We start from the raw sequence: 22,152 nt of genomic DNA on the forward strand, positions 1-22,152 counted from the left end.
CCGCCTACAGGAACGAGTAAGGATCGATATCGATCACCACGCGCACCGAGTTCGGGACCTTGGCCCGCGCCCGCCAGGCGGCCATGAAGCCTTGCAGGTCGACATTGCGCTCGGCCCTGACCAGGAACCGCTTGCGGCGGCGGCCGCGCACCAGGGCCAGCGGCGCGTCGGCGGGGCCGAACACCTCGACCCCCTCGGCGTTGGGGATCACCGCGGCCAGGGCCTCGACATAGGCGTCCAGGGCCGCGGCGTCCGGGCCCGAGGCGATCACCGCCGCCAGGCGGCCGTAGGGCGGCAGGCCCGCGTCCTGACGCATCGCCATCTCGGCCTCGACGAAGGCGTCGCGGTCCTGGGCCTTCAGGGCCTGCATCACCGCGTGCTCGGGCGAGTAGGTCTGCAGCAGCGCCCGCCCCGGCTTCTCGTGACGCCCGGCCCGACCCGCCGCCTGGGCCAGCAGCTGGAAGGTCCGTTCCCCGGCCCGCAGGTCGCCGCCCCGTAGGGAGAGGTCCGCGTCGACCACGCCCACCAGGGTCAGGTTCGGGAAGTTGTGACCCTTGGCCGCCGCCTGGGTGGCCACGAGAATGTCGATCTCGCCCGCCGCCATGGTCGCCACCAGGGTCTTGGCCGCCTCGGCGTCCATCACCGTGTCGGACGAGAACACCGCGATCCGCGCGTCGGGGAAGATGTGCCGCGCCTCCTCCTCGACCCGCTCGACGCCGGGGCCGATCGACACCAGCGAGTCCTTGGCCCCGCAGTGCGGGCAGGCCTCGGGCTTCTTCATCGAGAAGCCGGTCAGGTGGCAGACCAGTCGCCCGGTATAGCGGTGCTCGACCAGCCAGCTGTCGGTGTCGGGCGACTTCATCTTCTCGCCGCAGGCCTTGCACAAGACGAGCGGCGCATAGCCCCGCCGGTTCAGGAACAGCATGGTCTGCTCGCCGCGCTGCAGCGTCACGGCCATGGCCTTGATCAGCGGCGGCGACAGCCAGCGCCCGGGCTCCGGCGGCGTCTGGCGCATGTCGATCAGGTCGATGTCCGGCAACTGCGCCGCCCCGTGGCGCGCCGACAGCCGCAGCCAGCGGTAACGGCCGGCCTGGGCGTTGAACAGGCTCTCCAGCGATGGCGTCGCCGAGGCCAGCAGCACGCTGGCGCCCTCGATCTTGGCGCGGGCCACGGCCAGGTCGCGGGCCTGGTAGATGAAGCCCTCTTCCTGCTTGAACGAACTGTCGTGCTCCTCATCGACCACGATCAGGCGCAGCTTGCGGAACGGCAGAAACAGGGCCGAGCGGGCCCCGACCACGATGCGGGCGTTACCGCTGGCCACCGCCTCCCAGACCTGCCGGCGACGCGGCGGCGAGACGCCGGAGTGCCACTCGGCCGGCAGGGCGCCGAAGCGCTGCTCGAAGCGGGCCAGCACGGCCTGGGTCAGGGCGATCTCGGGCAGCAGCACCAGGATCTGGGCCTCGGGATCCTCCAGCGCCGCCGCGACGGCCTCCAGATAGACCTCGGTCTTGCCCGAGCCGGTGACCCCGTCCAGCAGCGCCGCCTGGAAGCCGCCGGCGTCCAGCATCTCTTTCATCACCGCGACGCAGGCGGCCTGGCCGGGGTTCAACGTTCGCGGCGGCAGGGAGAGGTCCGGCTGCGGCAGGCCGCGCTCGGGTTCCACATAGTCGACCGCGAGCACGCCTTCGTCCACGAGGCCCTTCACGACGCCCGCCGAGACGCCGGCGGCCGAGGCCAGCGCCGCACCGGAGAGCTTCACGCCCTCGGCGGCGGCCAGCACCTTCAGGCGCGCCGGCGTCATACGGGCGGGCTGGGTTCCGGACAGGACCAGCACCTTGTCGGGCTTGGGCGGCGGATGGCGCAGGCCGCGCAGGGCCATGGCCAGCGGCCAGCCGGGCAGGTCGACCGAATAGCGCGCCGCCCACTCGACGAAGGCCAGCACGCCCGGCGGCAGCGGCGGATCGTCGACCCGCCCCTGAATCAGCTTCAGCGGCCGGTTGCCGCCCGTCCCGTCGCGCAGGGCGACCACCACGCCGCGAATCACGCGCGGGCCCAGGGGCACGGCCACATGGTCGCCGATGCTCAGATCGAGTCCGTCCGGCTCGGCGTAGTCGAAGGCCTCCGGCAACGGCATCGGCAGCAGAACGGAAGCGATACGGGACATGACGGCATGCTTTTGCCGCCAAACCGTCCCCAGGTCGAGAGCGGCCGTCGAGTCGTCATCAAGCGGACATTAACCGTCTTGCCCGCTTCATCCGGACGGAGTGCTTTTTACCGGTGGGGACGACGATGAGCGACGCGACGAACGCCAGCAGGAAAACGGTCGACGCCGAGAGCGTCCGCGACTTCCTGCGCGTCCAGCCGGAATTCCTGCGCCACGACGAAGACCTGCTGGGCGAGCTGGGCCTGCGGGTCGACGCCGCCAATGTCGTCGACTTCGGTCCGCGCGCCCTGGCCCGCGCCGCCGCCGCCCACAGGCGCGAGGCCACCGTCCGCCAGGCGATCGAGGCCAACGCCCGCGCCAACTATTCGGCCCAGGCCCAGACCCACGCCGCGGTCATCGACCTGCTGGACGCCCGCAACCATTCCGATCTCGCCCGCCGCGTCGACGAGATGACCCAGCTGCGCTTCGGCCTGGCCGCCGGCGTCATCGCCCTGGAAGGCCCGCATCGCGTGCCGGCCGGCTGGCATGTCCTGGCCGAGGGTCAGGTCGACATGATCCTGGGCGAGGCGCCGATCGCCCGCATGGGCTTCTTCGCCCCGGCCCTGCCGCTGTTCGGCGACAAGGCCGAGACCATCCGCAGCATGGCCCTGGTCCGCATGGCGATCTGGGAGCCCCGCCGCGAGGCCCTGGTCGCGTTCGGCTCGACCGACCCGGAAGGCTTCACCCCCGACATGGGCACGGAGCTGGTCAACTTCCTGGCCCGCGTGGTCGAGCGCACCGCCGAACGCTGGCCCGTGTTGTGACCTCGGGCGTCGGGAGCGCTCGCCAGGCCTACGCCGCCTGGCTGGACTACCTGACGCTGGAGCGCCGGGCCTCGCCGCGCACGGTGCGCGCCTATGGCGACAACGTCCTGGCCTATCTGAACTTCCTGGAGCGCCATCGGGGTGAGGCGGTCAGCCTGTCGGCCATGGGCGAGATCTCGGCCGCCGACCTGCGCGGCTATCTGGCCTTCCGCCGCCAGGGTGAAGACGCTCTGGCTCCGCGCTCGATTTCGCAGGCCCTATCGTCGATCCGCGCCTTTCATCGCTATCTGGACCAGCGCCACGGCGTGGCCAACGCCGCCGTCGAGCTGGTGCGCGGCCCGCGCCTGAAGATCGGCCTGCCCCGGCCCGTCTCCGAGGACCAGGCCCGCGACCTTATCACGCAGGCCGCCGACGACACCGAGCGCGATCCCTGGGAGACCGCCCGTGACGAGGCGGTTCTGACCCTGCTGTGGGGCTGCGGCCTGCGGATCAGCGAGGCGCTTTCGCTGACTTTCGCCCAGGCTCCGCTGGGGCAGGCCATCCGCATCACCGGCAAGGGCGGCAAGACCCGGATCGTGCCGGTGCTGGACGCCGTCCGCGCCGCCGTCGCCGTCTATCTGGACGAGCTGCCGTTCGTGCTGACCGCCGACGAGCCGCTGTTCCGGGCCATGCGCGGCGGGCCGCTGTCGCCGCGCCACGTCCAGGCCCTGGTCCAGACCCTGCGCGGACGTCTTGGCCTCTCCGACAGAGTGACGCCGCACGCCTTCCGCCACGCCTTCGCCACCCACCTGCTGGGCGCGGGCGCGGACCTGCGGGCCATCCAGGACCTGCTGGGCCACGCCTCGCTGTCGACGACGCAGCGCTACACCCAGGTCGACGCGGCTGGCCTGCTGGCCGCCTACGCGGCCGCCCATCCGAAGGCCTGAGCGTCCGTGACAAGTGCGGCGGAACGTCGCGAAAAGCGATCCGGGTTTAGCATTAACCGCGATTTTACGGGACTGACGGTCTTCTAGACGTGAAACCGCGCGCTCCCCCGGGCGAGAGCCGTACCGCCATGAGGCTCCGATGAAGTTCGACGATCTGAAGATCTCCACCAAGGTGGCCCTGCCCGCCGTCATCCTGACCCTGATCGCCCTGGTGATCGTGGGCCTTGGCGCCATCCAGGCCCGCAAGATCGAGGCCAACACCAAGATCCTGGTGGAACAGCGCGCGCCCGCCGAACTGAGCATCGCGCGGTTCAGCCGTCGCGTCGCGACGATGGGCTACTCGGCCTACCGCACGATCGCCTATGAAGGCGGCTCGATCGAGGGCAAGACCGCCAGCGCGGATCTGGACGCGGCCTACAAGGAAGCCACCGCGTTGCTGGCTGGCGTGAAGCAAGCCGAGCCCGACACGGCCAAGGCCGTTGACGGCTACAAGGCGCGCCTCGACAAGATCTACGCCAGCGCCCGCAGCGGCGCGGACCTCGGACAGCAGGACATGGACGACGCGGCCAAGATGGTGATGGTCGAGATCGACCCGCAGATCACCAAGCTGACCGCGGACGTCAACGCCTACACCAACGCCCACACCGCCGAGACCAAGGAGATGGTCGAGAAGGCTTCCAAGGAAGCCGCCGCCGGCACCGTGTTCTCGATCCTGTTCGGCCTGATCGCCGCCGGCGCCGCTCTTGCGCTGGCGCTGTGGATCGGCGCCAAGAAGATCGCCGCCCCGTTGGCCGCCACCGCCAAGACCATGGAGGTCCTGGCCCAGGGCAGCGTCGACGTCGACGTCAAGGGCGCCGAGCGCAAGGACGAGGTCGGCGCCATGGCCCGCTCTGTCCAGGTGTTCAAGGACAACGCCGTGGCCCTGCGCACCGCCGAGGCCGCCCAGCACCGCGCCAACGCGGAGACGGAAGCCGAGCGCCGCCGCAACCTGGAGATCGCCGAGGCCGCCGCCAAGGAGCAGGCCTTCGTCATGGAAGCCATCGCTGGCGGCCTGGCCCGCCTGTCGGACGGCGACCTGACCTACCGCCTCGATCAGCAGTTCCCCGAGGCCTACAAGCGCCTGCAGAACGACTTCAACGGCGCCATCGCCCAGCTGGAAGAGGCCATGGGCACCATCGTCCACGCCGCCAACGGCATCGGCGCGGGCTCGGACGAAATCGCCTCGGCCGCCGACGACCTGTCGCGCCGCAGCGAGCAGCAGGCCGCCAGCCTGGAAGAAACCGCCGCCGCCCTCGACGAGATCACCGCCACGGTGAAGCGCTCGTCGGCCGGCGCCCAGGAAGCCTCCAAGGTGGTCGGCTCGACCCGTTCGGACGCCGAGCGCTCCAGCATCGTGGTCCGCAACGCCGTCGAGGCCATGAACCAGATCGAGAAGTCCTCGCAATCGATCAGCCAGATCATCGGGGTGATCGACGAGATCGCCTTCCAGACCAACCTCCTGGCCCTGAACGCCGGCGTCGAAGCCGCCCGCGCGGGTGAAGCCGGCCGCGGCTTCGCGGTCGTCGCCCAGGAAGTTCGCGCCCTGGCCCAGCGCTCGGCCGACGCCGCCAAGGAGATCAAGACCCTGATCTCGACCTCATCGCAGCAGGTCAACCAAGGCGTCTCTATGGTCGGCCAGACCGGCGAGGCCCTGCAGGCCATCGTCGGCAAGGTCGGCGAGATCGACGCCCTGGTCAGCGAGATCGCGGCCTCGGGCCAGGAACAGGCCACCGGCCTCAACCAGGTCAACGCCGCCGTCAACCAGATGGACCAGACCGTCCAGCAGAACGCCGCCATGGTCGAGCAGTCGACCGCCGCCTCGCACGCCCTGAAGGGCGAGGCCGGCAATCTGATGCAGATGATCAGCCGCTTCCGCGTCAATGGCGCGGTGGCGAACACCGCCAGCAGCTCGGCTCGCCCGACGCACCGCCCGGCCGCCCCGGCGCCGCGCGCGGCGGCTCCGGCCCCGAGCCGAGGCCCGGCCCTGGCCAGCACGGCCAGCCGTCCCGGAGTCAACCCGGTCGCCTCCGTCCAGGCCAAGCTGGCCAAGGCCGTCGGCGCCAGCGAGGACTGGGAAGAGTTCTGATCCCGCGCCCGCGCGGCACACCAGGTTCAGTAAGCGTAAGCGCCCGCCCCTCGGGCGTTCCTCCCCTCGAAAACGCGTACAGCCCCGCCGGTCCGCCGGCGGGGTTTTTTCTTGAGGGCGCCCTCGAATCTAACGCGCGGGCGTCCGCTGGGCGATCAGGACGGGCACGGGGCAGCCGTCGACCAAGCGAACCACGGCGCGCTCGGCATGGGCCTTGGGCATCTTCGACAGCGGCTGGACCTCCGGGGTGTCGGGATGGCCGGCGTTGGTCAGTCCGTCGCGATCACAGCTCGTCATCTGTGGGTTGCGCACGAAGTCCGGCCGGGACCGTCGCGGCGGCTTCATCTTGGATGACGGCGATGCGAAGCGTCTGGCGCCCGCCTCATCGGCGGCCTTCGGGCCAGCGGCCTTGGGGAGCCGCATCCTCAACTGATCCACGCGCGGGTCCGTATCGGACGGCTTTGGCCGAAATAGATAATCCGTATGGCCGGCCACAGGGGCGGCCTCCGGTATAACCACGGCAGTGGCCACAGCTGGCGCGGCCTGCAGCAGGACGGCGAGGGTCATCACGGACAAAAGCATGGCGGGGCTCCGTTGCCGAAACCCCGCCACTCTACGTCCGATTGACGGACGCGGTCATCAACTATCGTAAAGGGCTGTTACGCCTGCCTGGTCAGGCCTGCATCGTCCAGCCTTCGACGCCCATGGCGGCCTGGCGGATCGCCTCCGAACGGGTCGGGTGCGGGTGGCAGGTGCGGGCGATGTCTTCCGAGGCGCCGCCGAACTCCATGGTCACGCAGACCTCGGCGATCATGTCGCCGACATTGGGGCCGACGGCGTGGGCGCCCAGGATGCGGTCGGTCTTGGCGTCGGCCAGGATCTTCACGAAGCCGTCGGTCTCGTGGTTGATCTTGGCGCGGCTGTTGGCCAGGAACGGGAACTTGCCGACCTTGTAGGCGATCCCGGCGGCCTTCAGGTCTTCCTCGGTCTTGCCGACCGTGGCGACTTCGGGGCTCGTATAGATGACGCCCGGGATGATGTCGTAGTTGACGTGGCCGGCCTTGCCCGCGATCAGCTCGATGCAGGCCACGCCCTCGTCCTCGGCCTTGTGGGCCAGCATCGGACCCGAGGTCACGTCGCCGACCACCCAGATGCCGGCGACGCCGGTCTTGAAGTGGTCGTTGGCGATCATGCCGCGCTTGTCCGGCGTGATGCCGACCGTCTCCAGGCCCAGGCCTTGGGTGAACGGACGGCGGCCGATGGCGACCAGCACGTAGTCGGCCTCGATCGTCGCGGCCGCGCCGCCGGCGACCGGCTCGTGGGTCAGCTTGACGCCCTTGGCCGAGGCGACGGCGCCCGTGACCTTGGCGCCCAGCGAGAACTTGAAGCCTTGCTTGGTCAGGATCTTCTGGAAGGCGTTGGCCACCTCGGTGTCCGTGCCCGGCAGGATGCGGTCCAGGTACTCGACGACGGTGACTTCGGCGCCCAGGCGCTTCCACACCGAGCCCAGCTCCAGGCCGATGACGCCAGCGCCGACGACGATCAGCGACTTGGGCACTTCCGGCAACGACAGGGTTCCGGTCGAATCGACGATACGCTTGTTATCGATCGTCACGCCCGGCAGCGGGGTCGGCTCCGAGCCGGTGGCGATGACGATGTTCTTGGTCTCGAGCACGGTTTCCGAGCCGTCCTCGGCCTTCACGATCACCTTGCCAGCGCCGTCGATGCGGCCCCAGCCCTTCACGTACTCGACCTTGTTCTTCTTCATCAGGAACTCGACGCCCTTGGTCAGGGCTTCGACGCTCTCGGCCTTCTGGGCCATCATCTGCGGCAGGTTCAGCTTCGGCTTGACCTCGATGCCCAGCTTGGCGAACTCGGGGCCCGTCGCGGCGGCGTACATTTCCGAGGCGTGCAGCAGCGCCTTCGAGGGCATGCAGCCGACGTTCAGGCAGGTGCCGCCCAGCTTGCCCCGCGACTCGACGATCGCGGTCTTCAAGCCGAGCTGACCCGCGCGGATCGCGGCGTTGTAGCCGCCGGGACCGCCACCGATGATGACGACGTCGTATTGAGCCATGGGTCTATCGCCTCGAGGACGCGCCGGAGAACGGCGCCGGACAAATATGGGGCCTCGCCGGCCAATTGTCAGACCTCTGGAGGCGCGTGTTCCTTAGAGGCATGCGGCCCAAAACGGAACCCGCTTTCGACGCCCGCGGCCTTGAAAACCAAGGAGAATGGCCGACCTGTTCAAACCCGGCGCGACGACCCGCCGCGGGGACCGCCACAAGCTTGACATCAGCTCGCCTGGAGAGCGCCACGGCTCGGTGGCGTCATACCAGCATGACCCTTCGCGCCCGCCTCATCGCCGCCCTCGCCACCGTCGCGCTCAGCGCCGCGACGCCCCTCGCCGCCTCGGCGTCTGGCTTGGACCAGATCCCGGTCGCCAGCGGCAAGGCCGGCGACACTCTGGCGGTGTTCTATTCGGGCGACGGCGGCTGGGCGGCCCTGGATCAGGGCGTGACCCAATATCTGGCCGACAACGGCGTGCCGACGCTGGGCGTCAATTCGCTGAGCTATTTCACCACCAAGCGCTCGCCCGCCGGCGCCGCCGCCGACCTGGCCCAGGCCCTGCGATCGTACGAGCGCCTGTGGGGCCGCTCGAAGGTGACGCTGGTCGGCTACTCGTTCGGAGCCGACGCCCTGCCGGCGATCATCCCGCAACTGCCCGCCGACGTCCGCGGCCACATCGGCCATCTGGTGCTGATCGGCGCCGGCCCGCACGGCGACCTGCAGTTCCACCCCGCCAGTTGGCTCAACATCGCCACGCCGGACTCGTTTCCGGTCGGCCCGGCCATCGCCGCGCTGAACGGCCTGAAGATCACCTGCGTCTACGGCGACCAGGAAAAGGCCGATATCTGCGCCAGCCTGCCCGACGCCGAGGTCACCAAGGTCCGCCTGCGCGGCGACCACCACTTCAACCGCGACTACGCCACGCTCGGCGCGGCGGTGCTGAAGGCCAGCCGCTAGAGCGGCGCGGGCAGTCCATACTTCGCCGCCAGCCACCGCGTGATCGGACGGGCGTCGCTGAGAAAACTCAGGCCGTTGGCCGTCTGGATCTCGCCGTGCGGGCCGGCGTCGGGGGAGGCCTCGCCGAGGATCAGGGTGGGGGCGTTCTGGTGCTCTTCGCCCAGGCGCTCGACCAGGGCCGGGCGCGGGCGGGCGTAGTCGACGCGGACGATGTCGAGGACGTCGCGCAGTCGCGGATAGGCGGCCAGGTAACCTTCCATCATCGCGCAGTCGGGGCAGAAGCGTTGCTGGCCCTCTTTGTCGAAGCCCATCGGCAGCAGATAGAGGGTGTCCTTGGCCATGACGGTCTCCCGGAAAGCAAAACGGCCCCGACGCATAGCGCGCGGGGCCTCTTTGAGTAGCGCGCACCAGGCGGCGAAACCGCACACACTTTCGCCTGGCGCGCTTGAAGCGAAGAAGCCCGCCGGTGAGGGCGGGCTTCTCAAAGTCTCTTAGAGGTCCAGCAGCAGGCGCTGCGGGTCTTCCAGGGCTTCCTTGACCTTGACCAGGAAGGTCACGGCGCCGGCGCCGTCGACGACCCGGTGGTCGTAGGACAGGGCCAGGTACATCATCGGACGGACCTCGATCTTGCCGTTGACGACCATGGCGCGTTCCTTGATCGCGTGCATGCCGAGGATGCCCGACTGCGGCGCGTTCAGGATCGGCGTCGACATCAGCGAGCCGTAGATGCCGCCGTTGGTGATCGTGAAGGTGCCGCCCTGCATGTCCTCGATGGACAGCTGGCCGTCGCGGGCCTTCTTGCCCAGGACGCCGATGGCCTTTTCGATCTCGGCCAGGTTCAGCGCGTCGGCGTCACGGACGACCGGAACCACCAGACCCTTGTCGGTGCCGACGGCGACGCCGATGTCGTAGTGGTTCTTGTAGACGATGTCCGTGCCGTCGATCTCGGCGTTGACGTCCGGGATCGCCTTCAGCGCGGCGACCACGGCCTTGGTGAAGAAGGACATGAAGCCCAGCTTCACGCCGTGGCGCTTTTCGAAGATGTCCTTGTACTGGGCGCGCAGGGCCATCACAGCGCTCATGTCGACCTCGTTGAAGGTCGTCAGCATGGCGGCGGTGTTCTGGGCTTCCTTCAGGCGACGGGCGATCGTCTGACGCAGGCGCGTCATCTTCACGCGTTCCTCGCGCTCGTGCAGGGCGCGCGGCGCGGCCGGGGCGGCGGCCGGGGCCGGAGCCGCGGCGCGGGCTTCCAGAGCGGCCAGGGCGTCGCCCTTGGTCACGCGACCGTCCTTGCCGGTGCCCGCGACCTTCGACAGGTCAAGGCCCGCCTCGGCGGCGATCCGGGCCGGCGCCGGGCTGACCGGGGCGGCGGTCGGGGCGGCGGCGGCGGCCGGAGCGGGCGCCGGAGCCGGGGTCGGCGCGGGGGTCGGAGCCGGAGCGGCGGCCTTCGGGGCCGGGGCGGCGGCGGCCGGAGCGGCCGACGCGGTCGCGCCTTCGGTCACCACGCCCAGGACCGTGCCCGGAACGACGGTCGCGCCTTCTTCGGCGCCGATGGCCGACAGCACGCCGTCGGCGGGCGAGGCCACTTCGAGGCTGACCTTGTCGGTTTCCAGCTCGACGAGGATCTCGTCCTTCTTCACGGCCTCCCCGGCCTTCTTGGTCCAGCGGGCGACCGTCGCTTCCGTGACGGATTCGCCGAGGGCGGGGGTCATGATGTCGGCCATGGGGCTTTCCAGGTCTCTCTTGTTTGGTCCGGCGAAATTAAAGACGAAGTCCGACGCTTAAGCGAAGGCCTCGTTGAGGAACGTCTCGAGTTCTTTCAGGTGGCGGCTCATCAGGCCCGCGGCGGTGGACGCCGAGGCCGGGCGACCCACATAGCGGGCGCGCTTGGCCTTGATGTCCAGCTTGTCGAGCGTCAGCTCCAGCCACGGATCGACGAAGGTCCAGCCGCCCATGTTCTTGGGCTCTTCCTGGCACCAGACCAGGTCGGCGTTCTTGAAGCGGCTCAGCACGTTCATCAGCGACCGCATCGGCCACGGATAGAACTGCTCCAGACGCAGCAGATAGACGTCGTCGCGGCCGGTCTTGGCGCGATGGTCCACGAGGTCGAAATAGACCTTGCCCGAGCAGATGACGACACGCTTGATCTGGTCGTCGCTCTTCAGCGTGACGCCGCCGACGTCGCAGCCGGCTTCCGCGCCGTCCACCATCACGCGGTGGAAGGCCGAACCTTCGGCGAAGTCGTCCAGGTTCGAGACGGCGCGCTTGTGGCGCAGCAGGCTCTTGGGGGCCATCACGATCAGCGGCTTGCGGAACTCGCGGTTCATCTGGCGGCGCAGGGCGTGGAAGTAGTTGGCCGGCGTCGTGCAGTTGACGACCTGCATGTTGTCTTCCGCGCACGACTGCAGGAAGCGCTCCAGGCGGGCCGAGCTGTGCTCGGGGCCTTGGCCTTCATAGCCGTGCGGCAGCAGCATGACGAGGCCGCTCATCCGCAGCCACTTGCGTTCGCCCGAGCTGATGAACTGGTCGATGACCACCTGGGCGCCGTTCACGAAGTCGCCGAACTGGCCTTCCCACAGGGTCAGGGTGTTCGGGTCGGCCAGCGAGAAGCCGTATTCGAAGCCCAGCACCGCCTCTTCCGAGAGGGCCGAGTCGATCACTTCATAGTGGGCCTGGCCGGCGCGGATGTTGTTCAGCGGCGTGTAGTGCTCCTCGGTCGTCTGGTCGATGACGTCCGAGTGGCGCTGGGTGAAGGTGCCGCGCACCGAGTCCTGGCCCGACAGGCGGACCGGGAAGCCCTCGTCGAGCAGGGTGGCGAAGGCCAGGTGCTCGGCGGTGCCCCAATCGATGCCCTCGCCCTTCTCGATCGCTTCACGGCGATTGTCGATGGCGCGCTTGACGGTCTTGTGGGCGTTGATGCGGTCCGGGATCGTGGTGATCTGGCGACCGATTTCCAGCAGGCGGGTCTTGGGGAAGGCGGTCTTGCCGCGACGCTCTTCGTCGCCCGGCAGCGCCAGGCCCTTCCACTTGCCGTCCAGCCAGTCGGCCTTGTTGGCCTTGTAGGTCTTGCCGGCGTCGAACTCGGCGTCGAGGAACTTCTCGAACTCGCCGACCCAGGCGTCCGACTCGGCTTGGCTGATCACGCCTTCGCCGATCAGGCGGTTGGCGTAGAGCTCGCGGGTCGGCGGGTGGCCCTTGATCTTGGCGTACATGATCGGCGACGTCATGGTCGGATCGTCGCCTTCGTTGTGACCGAAGCGACGGTAGCAGACCATGTCGATGACCACATCCTTGCCGAACTTCTGGCGGTACTCGGTCGAGACCTTGGCGGCGAAGACGACGGCTTCCGGATCATCGCCGTTCACGTGGAAGATCGGGGCTTCGACCATCAGCGCCATGTCGCTGGGATAAGGCGAGCTGCGCGAGTAGCGCGGGCTGGTCGTGAAGCCGATCTGGTTGTTGACGATGAAGTGGATGGTGCCGCCCGTGCGGTAGCCCTTCAGACCCGACAGGGTGAAGCACTCGGCCACCACGCCCTGGCCGGCGAAGGCCGCGTCGCCGTGCAGCAGCAACGGCAACACGTGGCCGCGACCGGCGTCCGGCTGTTCGCGCAGGGTGAAGGCCTGCTTGGCGCGGGCCTTGCCGATCACGACCGGGTTGACGATTTCCAGGTGCGACGGGTTGGCGGTCAGCGACAGGTGGACCTTGTTGTCGTCGAACTCACGGTCCGACGAGGCGCCCATGTGATACTTCACGTCGCCCGAGCCCTCGACGTCCGAGGGGACCGACGAGCCGCCTTGGAATTCGTGGAAGATGACGTGGTAGGGCTTGCCCATCACGGCGGCCAGCACGTTCAGGCGACCGCGGTGCGGCATGCCCAGGACGATATCCTTCACGCCCAGGGCGCCGCCGCGCTTGATGATCTGCTCCATGGCCGGGACCATGGATTCGCCGCCGTCCAGGCCGAAGCGCTTGGTGCCTGGGAAGCGCTTGTGCAGGAACTTCTCGAAACCCTCGGTCTCGATCAGCTTCTTCAGGATGGCGACCTTGCCCTCCTTGGAGAACACGATCTCCTTGTCGCGACCCTCGATGCGCTCCTGCAGCCAGGCCTTCTCGTGCGGATCCGAGATGTGCATGTACTGCACGCCGACATTGCCGCAGTAGGTGCGGCGCAGGATCTCGAGCATCTCGCGGATCGTCGAGGTTTCCATGCCCATGACGAAGTCGAGGAAGATCGGCCGGTCGTAGTCGGCGTCCGAGAAGCCGTAGGTGGCCGGATCCAGTTCCGGGGCGGGCTTCGGCGGCTCCAGGCCCAGCGGGTCGAGATTGGCGGCCAGGTGACCGCGCATCCGGTAGGCCCGGATCATCATGATGGCGCGGAGGCTGTCCAGCGTGGCGGCGCGGACGGCCTCGGCGGAGGCGCCGGGAGCCTTGCCCTCGACGGCCTTGGCGATCTTGGCTTCGACGGCGGGGGCGACGGTGGCCCACTGGCCGTCCAGGGCCGACAGCCAGTCGGGACGGACGGACGGCACCTTCTTGGGCGTCCAGGCCGGGTCTTGCGCGGCGCGCTTAACCTGGTCGGCCTGCTCGGCGAGGCTGGCGAAGAAGGCGTTCCACGAAGGTTCGACCGATCCAGGGTTCTCCGCCCACTGGGCGTAGAGATCCTCCACGAACGCCGCGTTGGCGCCGTAGAGGAAGCTGGTCTCGGTCAAGACCTGGTTGATGATGCCTGCGTCGTCCGCCATCGTTCTTCGCCTTAGATCCGGATGCTCTACGGGAGCGCTACCGCATAGCCCGTAAATATAGTCTCTCAATCGCCCGGGCGCCCGTCGAACGGCGGGGCCCAGGTGATTTTTTCGGATCGTCGACTGGCGGTCGCAAAAAACCTGGGCCCCGCGCGAGGCGGGGTTTCGGTGTCTAGTTAGCCCTTCAGGACTTCCAGCAGGGTCTCGCCCAGCTTGGCCGGCGAAGGCGAGACGCGGATGCCCGCTTCTTCCATCGCCGCGATCTTGTCCTCGGCGCCGCCCTTGCCGCCCGAAACGATGGCGCCGGCGTGACCCATGTGACGGCCGGGAGGGGCCGTGCGACCGGCGATGAAGCCGACCATGGGCTTGCTGCGGCCGCGCTTGGCTTCGTCCTTCAGGAACTGGGCCGCTTCTTCTTCGGCCGCGCCGCCGATTTCACCGATCATGACGATCGACTTGGTGGCTTCGTCGGCCAGGAACAGTTCCAGCACGTCGATGAACTCGGTGCCCTTGACCGGGTCGCCGCCGATGCCGACGGCCGTGGTCTGGCCCAGGCCCGCATTGGTGGTCTGGAACACGGCTTCATAGGTCAGGGTGCCCGAACGCGACACGACGCCGACCGAGCCCGCCGAGAAGATGCCGCCCGGCATGATGCCGATCTTACACTGGTTCGGCGTCAGGACGCCCGGGCAGTTCGGGCCGATCAGGCGCGAACGCGAGCCTTGCAGCGCCTTCTTGACCTTGACCATGTCCAGCACCGGGATGCCTTCGGTGATGCAGATGATCAGCGGGATCTCGGCTTCGATGGCTTCCAGGATCGAGTCGGCCGCGAAGGGCGGCGGGACGTAGATCACCGAGGCGTCGGCGCCGGTGGCTTCCTTGGCTTCGCCGACCGTGTCGAACACCGGCAGGCCGATGTGGGTCTGGCCGCCCTTGCCCGGCGTGACGCCGCCGACCATCTTGGTGCCGTAGGCGATGGCCTGTTCGGAGTGGAACGTGCCCTGGGCGCCGGTGATGCCCTGGCAGATGACCTTGGTTTCAGAACCGATGAGGATCGACATTTAGCGAGCACCCTTCACGGCCGCGACGATCTTTTCGGCGCCGTCAGACAGGTCGTTGGCGGCGATGACGTTCAGGCCGCTTTCCGAGATGATTTTCTTACCGAGTTCGACGTTGGTGCCTTCCAGGCGGACAACGAGCGGAACCTGCAGGCCGACTTCCTTCACGGCGGCGATGACGCCTTCCGCGATGATGTCGCAGCGCATGATGCCGCCGAAGATGTTGACCAGGATGCCCTTCACGGCCGGATCGGCGGTGATGATCTTGAAGGCCGCGGTGACCTTCTCCTTGCTGGCGCCGCCGCCGACATCCAGGAAGTTGGCCGGCTCGGCGCCGTACAGCTTGATGATGTCCATGGTGGCCATGGCCAGGCCCGCGCCGTTGACCATGCAGCCGATTTCGCCGTCCAGGGCGATATAGGCCAGGTCGTATTTCGAGGCTTCGATTTCCTTGGGGTCTTCTTCGCTCTCGTCGCGCAGCGCCTTGATGTCCGGGTGACGGAACAGGCTGTTGCCGTCGAACGACAGCTTGGCGTCCAGGACGCGCAGGTGATCATCCGCCGTCACGATCAGCGGGTTGATCTCCAGCATGGCCATGTCCTTGGCCATGAACGCCGTATAGAGCTGGGTCAGCAGCGAAGCCGCTTCCTTGGCCAGGCCGCCGGTCAGGCCCAGGGCCTTGGCCAGGGCGCGCTGGTGGGTCGGCCACACGCCCGTCGCCGGGTCGATGGTGAAGGTGTGGATCTTCTCGGGCGTCGAGTGGGCGACATCCTCGATGTCCATGCCGCCTTCGGTCGAGGCGACCACCGAGACCTTGCTTGAGGCGCGGTCGACGAGAAGCGACAGGTAGAATTCCTTGGCGATCGCCGCGCCTTCTTCGATGTAGAGGCGGTTGACCTGCTTGCCCTTGGGACCGGTCTGGTGGGTCACCAGCACGCGGCCGAGCATTTCCTGGGCGTTCGTGCGGACCTCTTCGACCGACTTGACGACGCGGACGCCGCCCTTGGCGTCGGGGCCCAGGCCCTCGAACTTGCCCTTGCCGCGGCCACCGGCGTGGATCTGGCTCTTCACGACGAAGACCGGCGTGCCGAGCTTTTCGGCGGCGGCGGCGGCTTCATCCGGAGTGAAGGCGGCGAAGCCGCGCGGCACGGGAGCGCCGAACTCGGCGAGTACGGCTTTGGCTTGATGTTCGTGGATGTTCATGAGGGCCCGGTCTCGACGACGGCTTTCTGAAATGTGGCCGGGTTATAGGAGCGCTATTTCGCAGGCGCAACCGCACGAAGACGATAAGGTGAGGGCTTGCGTGCTTATCTTGTCCGACGAGACACCCGCGCCGGGCATCTGGGCGCTCAGGGCACGGGAAGCCCTTGACCCCGCGTAGCTGTTACCGGTCACAAAATCTCGCGCCGGAACAGTTGTCCCCCGGTGTCATGGATCGTGTCAGCCGTTGGCGCCCAGATCAAGGCGAGATCATCGCGGGATCACCGCTGGCGGCCGGGGTCCTTGAAGAAGATCAGGATCAGCGACAGCACCGCGACCGCGTCACGATCCTTCGAGCCCTTGGGCGGCAAGTAGGCGGTCGGCTGCATGGCGGCCAGGTCCACCCCGCCGATGTCGACCCCGTCGCGACTGAACACGTAGCCGATCGTCGCCCCGCCGCCGATCGGCAGGCCGCCGACCTGTTCCGTGCGCGCCCGGATGTTCAGGCCGCCGAAGCGCAGCTCGGCGGCGCGCTGCGGCTGCTGGAGGTTCTTGAGAAGGCCGCCGCCCTTGGCGCTGGCCAGGGCGAAGGTCGCGTCGGCCCCCGCGCCGGGGCCCGAGAGCGTGCAGAAGAACTGCAGCTTGTCGCGGTCGAAGGTAATCCAGCCCAGGCCCAGCCGGCTCTGGCCGCCGCCGCAGGCCACCTCGACCGGGCCCAGGCCCGGGCCGTTGACCGTCATCTCGACGCTGGCCTTGCCGCCCTCGAAGACGCCGGTCACCGAGCTCTTGCTGCTCTTGACCGTGGCGTCGCCGTCGTACTCGCCCAGCTGGAAGCCGGGCCGGAACAGGCTGGGCCCCTTCTTGCCCGACAACTTGACCTTCTCGGTCCCGGCCGGCGGCGCGGCCTGGGCGGGAACGGTCAGAGCCAGACCCAGAGCGAGTGAAAGTGCGATGGCGACGGACTTCATGGCAAGTTACCCCCGAGCGCCGGCTAGGCGACCCGGCGGAGCTTGCCACAGATCGGCGTTATCTCAACCTCTGGGCGCGGCGGGAATCGGCGCGGGCGGCTTCGCGCCCGGCCGGGCCACGGCGTACATCTCCCAGGCGATCTGCTTCATCAGGGCCTGGCGGTCGTCACCGACCTGGTAGAGGTCGCCGTGCGTCTTGTCCTTCAGGTAGCGGAAGTCGGTCTTGGCCCCGAGCCCCTTCATCACCGCTTCCAGCCTGCGGGCCGAACCGTCCAGATAGAAGGTGTCGGCCGTGCCGACGATCAGGCGGACCTTGCCGTCCAGATCGGGCTTCAGCGCCGGCCAGTTCGCCTTCAGCCGCGCGGCGATGTCGTAGTGCTGGCTCCAGTAGGCGACGACGGCGGGATCGACCGCGCCGGTCGCCCGGTCGAACATCGGCAGCGGCCGGCCGGCCGGACCGCGCGGCGAGAACACCCAGTCGAACGAACCGAACTGGCCGCCGTACTCGCCCAGAACCTCCTCCAGCGCGACCATGTCCTTCAGCGTCGCCAGCACCTTGTCGTGGTCGCGGGCGATGGGACGCAAGGAGCCGTCCGGCTTGTAGTAGACGTTGGCGTTGGGGGCGTAGAGGTCCACGCCCGTGAAGTCGTGGAAATCGCTGGGGTCCGGCGAGGTCGACCAGGTTCCGCCGAACACCTTCGGATAGCGGGTCTGCAGCCACAGGGTCGCCCAGCCGCCCGAGGAGTGGCCGTTGAGGAAACGACTCGTAGGCTTGGCGTCCATGCGCCAGCGCTTTTCCAGGTCCGGGATCAGCTCCTCGGTCAGGACCTTGCCCCAGGGACCGTTGTTGAGGCTGTCGGCGAACTCGTGGGTGCCGGTGGCGCTGCTCTCGTCCAGATAGACCCAGATCATCGGCGGGGCCTCGCCCTTGGCCATCAGGTCGTACATGCGGGTCGCCTGGTTCACCAGGTGCTCGTTCGAGCCGCCGAAGCCGTGGGTGTAATAGACCGTCGGATAGCGTTCCTTGCCGGTCTCGTAGCCGGGCGGGGTCAGGACCCAGCCCTTCATGGTGATCGGCCGACCGAAGAAGGCGCTGAGCGCGGGGCTGACGAAGTTCACCGGCGCGATGTGCGGCCTGGCCGCGGCGAGGCGATCGACGGCCGCCTTGGGCGCTTCCGGCGGCAGCTTGAAGGGGTCGTAGGCCGGCTCGACCTTGTCTAGGACGAGCTTGGTCCCGGCGGCCAGCGGCAGGGTCACGGTGGTGACCGGGCTGACCAGATCGCCGCCGCCCCGGCCGCCGTAATTGTAGCTGTGGTTCTGATCGAGCACGGCCTGGACCGCGTACTCGCCCGGCGGCAGCTTGGAGAACACTTGCGGGGCGGCGACGCCGTCCAGATCGATCTCGACCGTGGCGCCGGCCCCGACCGTGCCGACCTCACGCGCGGCGACCTGGCCCTGGCCCTCGAACGGATTGGCCTCGACGCTCTCGATCACGCCGTCCCTGGCGCCGGCCTTGGCCGCGGCCAGGGGCTGGGCGAAGACCAGCAGGCGGCCCGAGACCGGTCCCTGGATCTGGGCTCCCACCTGGACCTGCAGGATCGGATGGCCGTCGGCCGCCCAGGCCTGAGCGCCGCTCACCGCCAGCAGCATCGCCGCCGTTACGATCCCACCCCTGATCATCGCCCGCATGGTCGCGCCCCCCAAAACTTGGCCCCAAAAAAACTGGGCGAGAGATTGGCCATGCCGGCGCAAGGCTGGCAAGCCTAGCCGTTCGCGCCCACGGACGCCGACCCGCGCCGCTCCAGCTTGCCCCAGCCGACCCGGCCGCCGCGAATGGCCATGACCACCGACTTGACCACGACATAGTACATCAGCTGGCGATAGCCGAACCGCTGCACCGGCAGGAAGGGCAGGTCGGCCCAGGGCGCGCGCTTCTCCAGGGCCATGCCCAGGGCGCCGGCCGAAAGGTCGACGGCGATGAAGATCGCCCAGTAGGTCAGGCCCAGCAGCATGTCGTCCGGGCGCCATTCCACGGGGTGGGCGACCGCGCCATAGAGACCGCTGATCAGACTCCAGATGACGGCGAAGTCGACCAGCGGCGCGGCCACGGCCAGGATGATCTGGAACAGCCAGATCTGCGGCAGGGCCACGAAGCCCAGCACCGGAGTCTTGGTGCTGAACATCGCCTTGCGGTGCTTCCACACGCACTGCAGCGTGCCGAACGACCAGCGGAAGCGCTGCTTCAGCAGGCCGCCGACGGTGTCCGGGGCCTCGGTATAGGCGCGGGCCTCGGGATCGAAGGCGACCTTCCAGCCGGCGCGCTGGCAGGCGATGGTCAGGTCCTGGTCCTCGGCCAGGGTGTCGGACGGATAGCCGCCCAGCGCGTCGAGCACGCTCTTGCGCCACGCCCCGACGGCGCCGGGCACCACGGTGACCGCGCCCAGGGCCGACAGCGCCCGGCGCTCCAGATTCTGGGCGGTGACATATTCCAGCGCCTGCCAGCGGGTGACGATATTGACCCGGTTACCGACGATGGCGTTGCCGGCCACCGCGCCGATGTCCGGATCCTGGAACCAGCGGGCCAGGCGGCCGATGGTCTCGGGCGGGAACAGGGTGTCGGCGTCCAGGGCGACAACGAACTCGCCCTTGGCCACGGCCAGGCCGCGATTGACCGCCCGCGCCTTGCCGCCGTTCTCGAACGACAGCAGCGTCACGCGCGGATCATCGGCGAAATGGTCGCGCACCTCCTGAGCCGTGCGGTCCTTGGAGCCGTCGTCGAGAACCAGCACCTCGAGGTTCTTCCAGTCGCTCTCCAGGATCCGCGCCACCGAGGCGGCGATCACCTTCTCCTCGTTGAAGCAGGGGATCAGCACCGAGACCAGCGGGCCGTTCTCGCTATCGAGATCGGCGGGCTCCTCATGCGTCCAGAAGCGGTGGACCAGAGCCAGGCTGGCCAGGAACACCAGACGCGCGACGCCCAGGAAGATCGCCGTGATGAACAGCCAGGTCATCGTGGCCTGGGCCCAGCGGAAGAAGTCGAAGCCCAGGCGATCCAGGAACAGGTCGGCGGCCGTGCGCGAGGTTGGCGGCATCACCTGTTGCGCGGTCATGCCGGCCAGTTCGCCGACGGTCACCAGGCGGTAGCCGCGGGCCCGGATCTGGTCGATCAGCCCCGGCAGGGCCGCCACGGTCCGGCTGCGGTCACCGCCGGCGTCGTGCAGCAGCACCACCTGCCCCGGGCGATCGCCCGGATTGTCCAGGCGATCCAGAACGCGGTCGATGATCTGCTGCGGCGTCGGCTTCTGCCAGTCGTCCGGGTCGATGCGCAGGCCCACGGTCATGTAGCCCAGGGTCTGGGCGATGACGAGCGGGGCCACTTCGTGCGGGGTCGAGGGCTCGGCGTCGCCGAAGAACGGCGGGCGGAACAGGCGCATCGAGCGGCCGGTCAGCACCTCGAACAGGCGCTGGGTGGCGTTCAGCTCGACCTGCACCTGCGGCAGCGGCGTCTCGGCGATGTTGGGATGGGTCCAGCTGTGACCGCCGACATCGTGCCCCTCGGCCACCTCGCGCTCCACCAGGTCGGGGCGGCGCTGCATGTTCTGGCCGATCACGAAGAAGGTCGCGGGCGCGTTCTTCTTCTTGAGAATGTCGAGGATCTTCGGCGTCCAGCGGCTGTCGGGGCCGTCGTCGAAGGTCAGGGCCACCAGGCCCTTCTTCTGGCCGTAGCGCTCGATCACGTAGCTGCTGGGAATGACGTCGTAGCGCTCGCCCGAAACCAGGCCGGTGTCGGGATCGAACTCCAGGCTGCGCTTGCCGGGCGTGGGCAACTGGGCCACGCGCAGCACCTCGCCGCCGCCGTCGAAGTCGACGCCCTGGCCGTTGGCCAGGGTGGTCAGGCCGCCGGCCGAGGCCTTGCCATAGGGCTTGCCCAGCAGCGACCAGACGCCCGGATCCTCCATGCCCATCCGCCACAGGGCATAGCCGCGCGGCTTCCAGGCGTCGGAGACCTTGATCTGGTTGAACAGGGTGACGGCGTCCAGGAACCAGACGACGTGCTCGTCGCCGTTGTCGTCGGTGTACTGATAGGTGGGGTTCAGGGCGTTGTCGTCCATGCGGATCGTCGCCCCGGCGTCCTGGGCGTTACGCATGGCCTCGTGGAACGTGGTCGGAGCGCCGGACGACCGCGAGCCGTCCTTGTTCAGCGTCCAGTCATAGCCGTAGGCGCCCAGGGCCAGGACCACGCGGTTCGGGTCGAGACGGGCGAAGCGCTTTTCCAGCTCGGTCTCGTACCAGTCCTGGCCGGCGTTGGGGCCGGGATCGCCGAGCGCGTAGTGCTCGTCATAGGCCATCAGCACCAGGGTGTCGGAGGCCTGCTCCAGACGCTTCAGAGGCCAGCCTTCCCCGTCGAACGGGGCGGTGACCCAGACCTCGCGGCCGGTCGCCGCCAGGGCGGCGCGGGCCTCGTTCAGGAACAGCGGATAGGCGTTGAGGCCCTTGGCGGAGAGCGCCTCGAAGTCGAAGACGTAACCGCCGTAGCCATGCTGGTCGGCCAGGACCTTCAGATTGTTGATCAGCTTGGCGCGGGCGGCCGGGTCGGTCAGCAGCGCATCGGCCAGCGGACCGTCGAAGGCGGCGTTGGCCGAGTTGTGGACCAGCGGCAGGACGGCCGGCTTGTTGGGCGCATTGGCGATCCGGGCCACGCCCTCGGCGTCGTCGACCAGGGTGATGTCGCCCTTGGCGCCGTTGATCGCCACCCACTGCGGCGAGACCACGTCCAGCTTGTCGATGTTGCGGCGCAAGGACTCGCGGCTGTCCTCGTCCCAGGCGACGTAGAAGCCGACCGACAGCGGATGGGCGGCGTCGCTGGGCCCGGCCTCGCCTTTCACGGCGGGAGGCCGGGGCACGCGGCGCCATGACTTCACGATCCTGGTCTTGCGCGGGGTTTCCTGGTGCAGCGACGTCAGGACGTGCGGGTCCTTCAGCGGCGCCTCGGGCAGCCGCGGGGCGAAGGCCAGGGTGGCGACGAAGCCGGCCACGATCGCGGCGACCAGCGAGATGACGACGCCGAGCACCAGCTTGGCCCGGCGCTCGCGCTTGCCGGAGGGGTCGTGAAAGATGTGGCGGTCTTCGGGAGTCATG

General features: G+C 68.7%; 15 protein-coding genes. 4 read left to right on the top strand and 11 right to left on the bottom strand.

Annotated features, from left to right (window positions below; all coding sequences use genetic code 11):
- Window positions 1-4: 4 nt before the first annotated feature.
- A complete protein-coding gene (locus AC1RNC_RS14540; RefSeq protein ID WP_492887091.1) occupies window positions 5-2,164 on the bottom strand; it encodes a primosomal protein N' in 2,160 nt (719 codons plus the stop codon).
- A 125-nt stretch (window positions 2,165-2,289) separates the two neighbouring features.
- Here AC1RNC_RS14540 and AC1RNC_RS14545 point away from each other — a divergent pair, with 125 nt between their 5' ends.
- The 3 genes from AC1RNC_RS14545 to AC1RNC_RS14555 all read left to right on the top strand — a co-directional run bounded on the left by AC1RNC_RS14545 (window position 2,290) and on the right by AC1RNC_RS14555 (window position 6,018).
- A complete protein-coding gene (locus AC1RNC_RS14545) occupies window positions 2,290-2,967 on the top strand; it encodes a DUF484 family protein (RefSeq protein WP_492887092.1) in 678 nt (225 codons plus the stop codon).
- Window positions 2,964-3,893 carry a tyrosine recombinase XerC gene (locus AC1RNC_RS14550; protein WP_492887093.1) on the top strand — a complete coding sequence of 310 codons (930 nt, stop codon included), beginning with the start codon at window positions 2,964-2,966 and terminating at the stop codon, window positions 3,891-3,893. Before AC1RNC_RS14545 ends, AC1RNC_RS14550 begins: the two co-directional genes overlap by 4 nt.
- Before the next feature lie 139 nt (window positions 3,894-4,032).
- The gene (locus AC1RNC_RS14555) at window positions 4,033-6,018 is read left to right on the top strand and encodes a methyl-accepting chemotaxis protein (RefSeq protein WP_492887094.1); all 1,986 of its coding nucleotides are present in this window, start codon (window positions 4,033-4,035) and stop codon (window positions 6,016-6,018) included.
- Window positions 6,019-6,147: 129 nt separating this feature from the next.
- Here AC1RNC_RS14555 and AC1RNC_RS14560 read toward each other — a convergent pair whose 3' ends face one another.
- Together AC1RNC_RS14560 and lpdA are read right to left on the bottom strand one after the other, a co-directional pair.
- Entirely contained in the window at window positions 6,148-6,600 is a 453-nt protein-coding gene (locus AC1RNC_RS14560; RefSeq protein WP_492887095.1) for a hypothetical protein, read from the bottom strand.
- 91 nt (window positions 6,601-6,691) lie between these two features.
- On the bottom strand, window positions 6,692-8,092 hold the full coding sequence (lpdA, locus tag AC1RNC_RS14565; protein WP_492887096.1) for a dihydrolipoyl dehydrogenase: 1,401 nt from the start codon (window positions 8,090-8,092) through the stop codon (window positions 6,692-6,694).
- A gap of 263 nt (window positions 8,093-8,355) precedes the next feature.
- Here lpdA and AC1RNC_RS14570 point away from each other — a divergent pair, with 263 nt between their 5' ends.
- Entirely contained in the window at window positions 8,356-9,042 is a 687-nt protein-coding gene (locus tag AC1RNC_RS14570) for an AcvB/VirJ family lysyl-phosphatidylglycerol hydrolase (RefSeq protein ID WP_492887097.1), read from the top strand.
- Here AC1RNC_RS14570 and AC1RNC_RS14575 read toward each other — a convergent pair.
- The 8 genes from AC1RNC_RS14575 to AC1RNC_RS14610 all read right to left on the bottom strand — a co-directional run bounded on the left by AC1RNC_RS14575 (window position 9,039) and on the right by AC1RNC_RS14610 (window position 22,151).
- Window positions 9,039-9,383 (bottom strand): DUF3088 family protein, encoded by a 345-nt coding sequence (locus AC1RNC_RS14575; protein ID WP_492887098.1) that lies wholly within the window; start codon window positions 9,381-9,383, stop codon window positions 9,039-9,041. The genes AC1RNC_RS14570 and AC1RNC_RS14575 overlap by 4 nt on opposite strands.
- A gap of 150 nt (window positions 9,384-9,533) precedes the next feature.
- Entirely contained in the window at window positions 9,534-10,766 is a 1,233-nt protein-coding gene (gene odhB / locus AC1RNC_RS14580) for a 2-oxoglutarate dehydrogenase complex dihydrolipoyllysine-residue succinyltransferase (protein ID WP_492887099.1), read from the bottom strand.
- 57 nt (window positions 10,767-10,823) lie between these two features.
- The gene (locus tag AC1RNC_RS14585; protein WP_492887100.1) at window positions 10,824-13,787 is read right to left on the bottom strand and encodes a 2-oxoglutarate dehydrogenase E1 component; all 2,964 of its coding nucleotides are present in this window, start codon (window positions 13,785-13,787) and stop codon (window positions 10,824-10,826) included.
- Window positions 13,788-13,963: 176 nt separating this feature from the next.
- Entirely contained in the window at window positions 13,964-14,848 is an 885-nt protein-coding gene (gene sucD, locus AC1RNC_RS14590; RefSeq protein ID WP_492836516.1) for a succinate--CoA ligase subunit alpha, read from the bottom strand.
- Window positions 14,849-16,048, bottom strand: a complete 1,200-nt coding sequence (gene sucC, locus AC1RNC_RS14595; RefSeq protein WP_492887101.1) for an ADP-forming succinate--CoA ligase subunit beta — start codon at window positions 16,046-16,048, stop codon at window positions 14,849-14,851.
- A gap of 278 nt (window positions 16,049-16,326) precedes the next feature.
- Window positions 16,327-17,013: a hypothetical protein gene (locus tag AC1RNC_RS14600; protein WP_492887102.1), complete on the bottom strand. Its 687-nt coding sequence runs from the start codon at window positions 17,011-17,013 to the stop codon at window positions 16,327-16,329.
- 63 nt (window positions 17,014-17,076) lie between these two features.
- On the bottom strand, window positions 17,077-18,702 hold the full coding sequence (locus AC1RNC_RS14605; RefSeq protein WP_492887103.1) for an alpha/beta hydrolase: 1,626 nt from the start codon (window positions 18,700-18,702) through the stop codon (window positions 17,077-17,079).
- A gap of 74 nt (window positions 18,703-18,776) precedes the next feature.
- Window positions 18,777-22,151 carry a glycosyltransferase gene (locus tag AC1RNC_RS14610; protein ID WP_492887104.1) on the bottom strand — a complete coding sequence of 1,125 codons (3,375 nt, stop codon included), beginning with the start codon at window positions 22,149-22,151 and terminating at the stop codon, window positions 18,777-18,779.
- Window position 22,152 lies beyond the last annotated feature (1 nt).

The sequence above is a fragment of the Caulobacter sp. GW822-FHT01G02 genome (genome assembly GCF_058802865.1).

Bases quoted from the DNA above. Each gene is read 5' to 3' on its own strand.
- AC1RNC_RS14540 (WP_492887091.1), bottom strand. From the start codon at position 2,164: ATGTCCCGTATCGCTTCCGTTCTGCTGCCGATGCCGTTGCCGGAGGCC.
- AC1RNC_RS14545 (WP_492887092.1), top strand. From the start codon at position 2,290: ATGAGCGACGCGACGAACGCCAGCAGGAAAACGGTCGACGCCGAGAGC.
- AC1RNC_RS14555 (WP_492887094.1), top strand. From the start codon at position 4,033: ATGAAGTTCGACGATCTGAAGATCTCCACCAAGGTGGCCCTGCCCGCC.
- AC1RNC_RS14560 (WP_492887095.1), bottom strand. From the start codon at position 6,600: ATGCTTTTGTCCGTGATGACCCTCGCCGTCCTGCTGCAGGCCGCGCCA.
- lpdA (WP_492887096.1), bottom strand. From the start codon at position 8,092: ATGGCTCAATACGACGTCGTCATCATCGGTGGCGGTCCCGGCGGCTAC.
- AC1RNC_RS14570 (WP_492887097.1), top strand. From the start codon at position 8,356: ATGACCCTTCGCGCCCGCCTCATCGCCGCCCTCGCCACCGTCGCGCTC.
- AC1RNC_RS14575 (WP_492887098.1), bottom strand. From the start codon at position 9,383: ATGGCCAAGGACACCCTCTATCTGCTGCCGATGGGCTTCGACAAAGAG.
- odhB (WP_492887099.1), bottom strand. From the start codon at position 10,766: ATGGCCGACATCATGACCCCCGCCCTCGGCGAATCCGTCACGGAAGCG.
- AC1RNC_RS14585 (WP_492887100.1), bottom strand. From the start codon at position 13,787: ATGGCGGACGACGCAGGCATCATCAACCAGGTCTTGACCGAGACCAGC.
- sucD (WP_492836516.1), bottom strand. From the start codon at position 14,848: ATGTCGATCCTCATCGGTTCTGAAACCAAGGTCATCTGCCAGGGCATC.
- sucC (WP_492887101.1), bottom strand. From the start codon at position 16,048: ATGAACATCCACGAACATCAAGCCAAAGCCGTACTCGCCGAGTTCGGC.
- AC1RNC_RS14600 (WP_492887102.1), bottom strand. From the start codon at position 17,013: ATGAAGTCCGTCGCCATCGCACTTTCACTCGCTCTGGGTCTGGCTCTG.
- AC1RNC_RS14605 (WP_492887103.1), bottom strand. From the start codon at position 18,702: ATGCGGGCGATGATCAGGGGTGGGATCGTAACGGCGGCGATGCTGCTG.
- AC1RNC_RS14610 (WP_492887104.1), bottom strand. From the start codon at position 22,151: ATGACTCCCGAAGACCGCCACATCTTTCACGACCCCTCCGGCAAGCGC.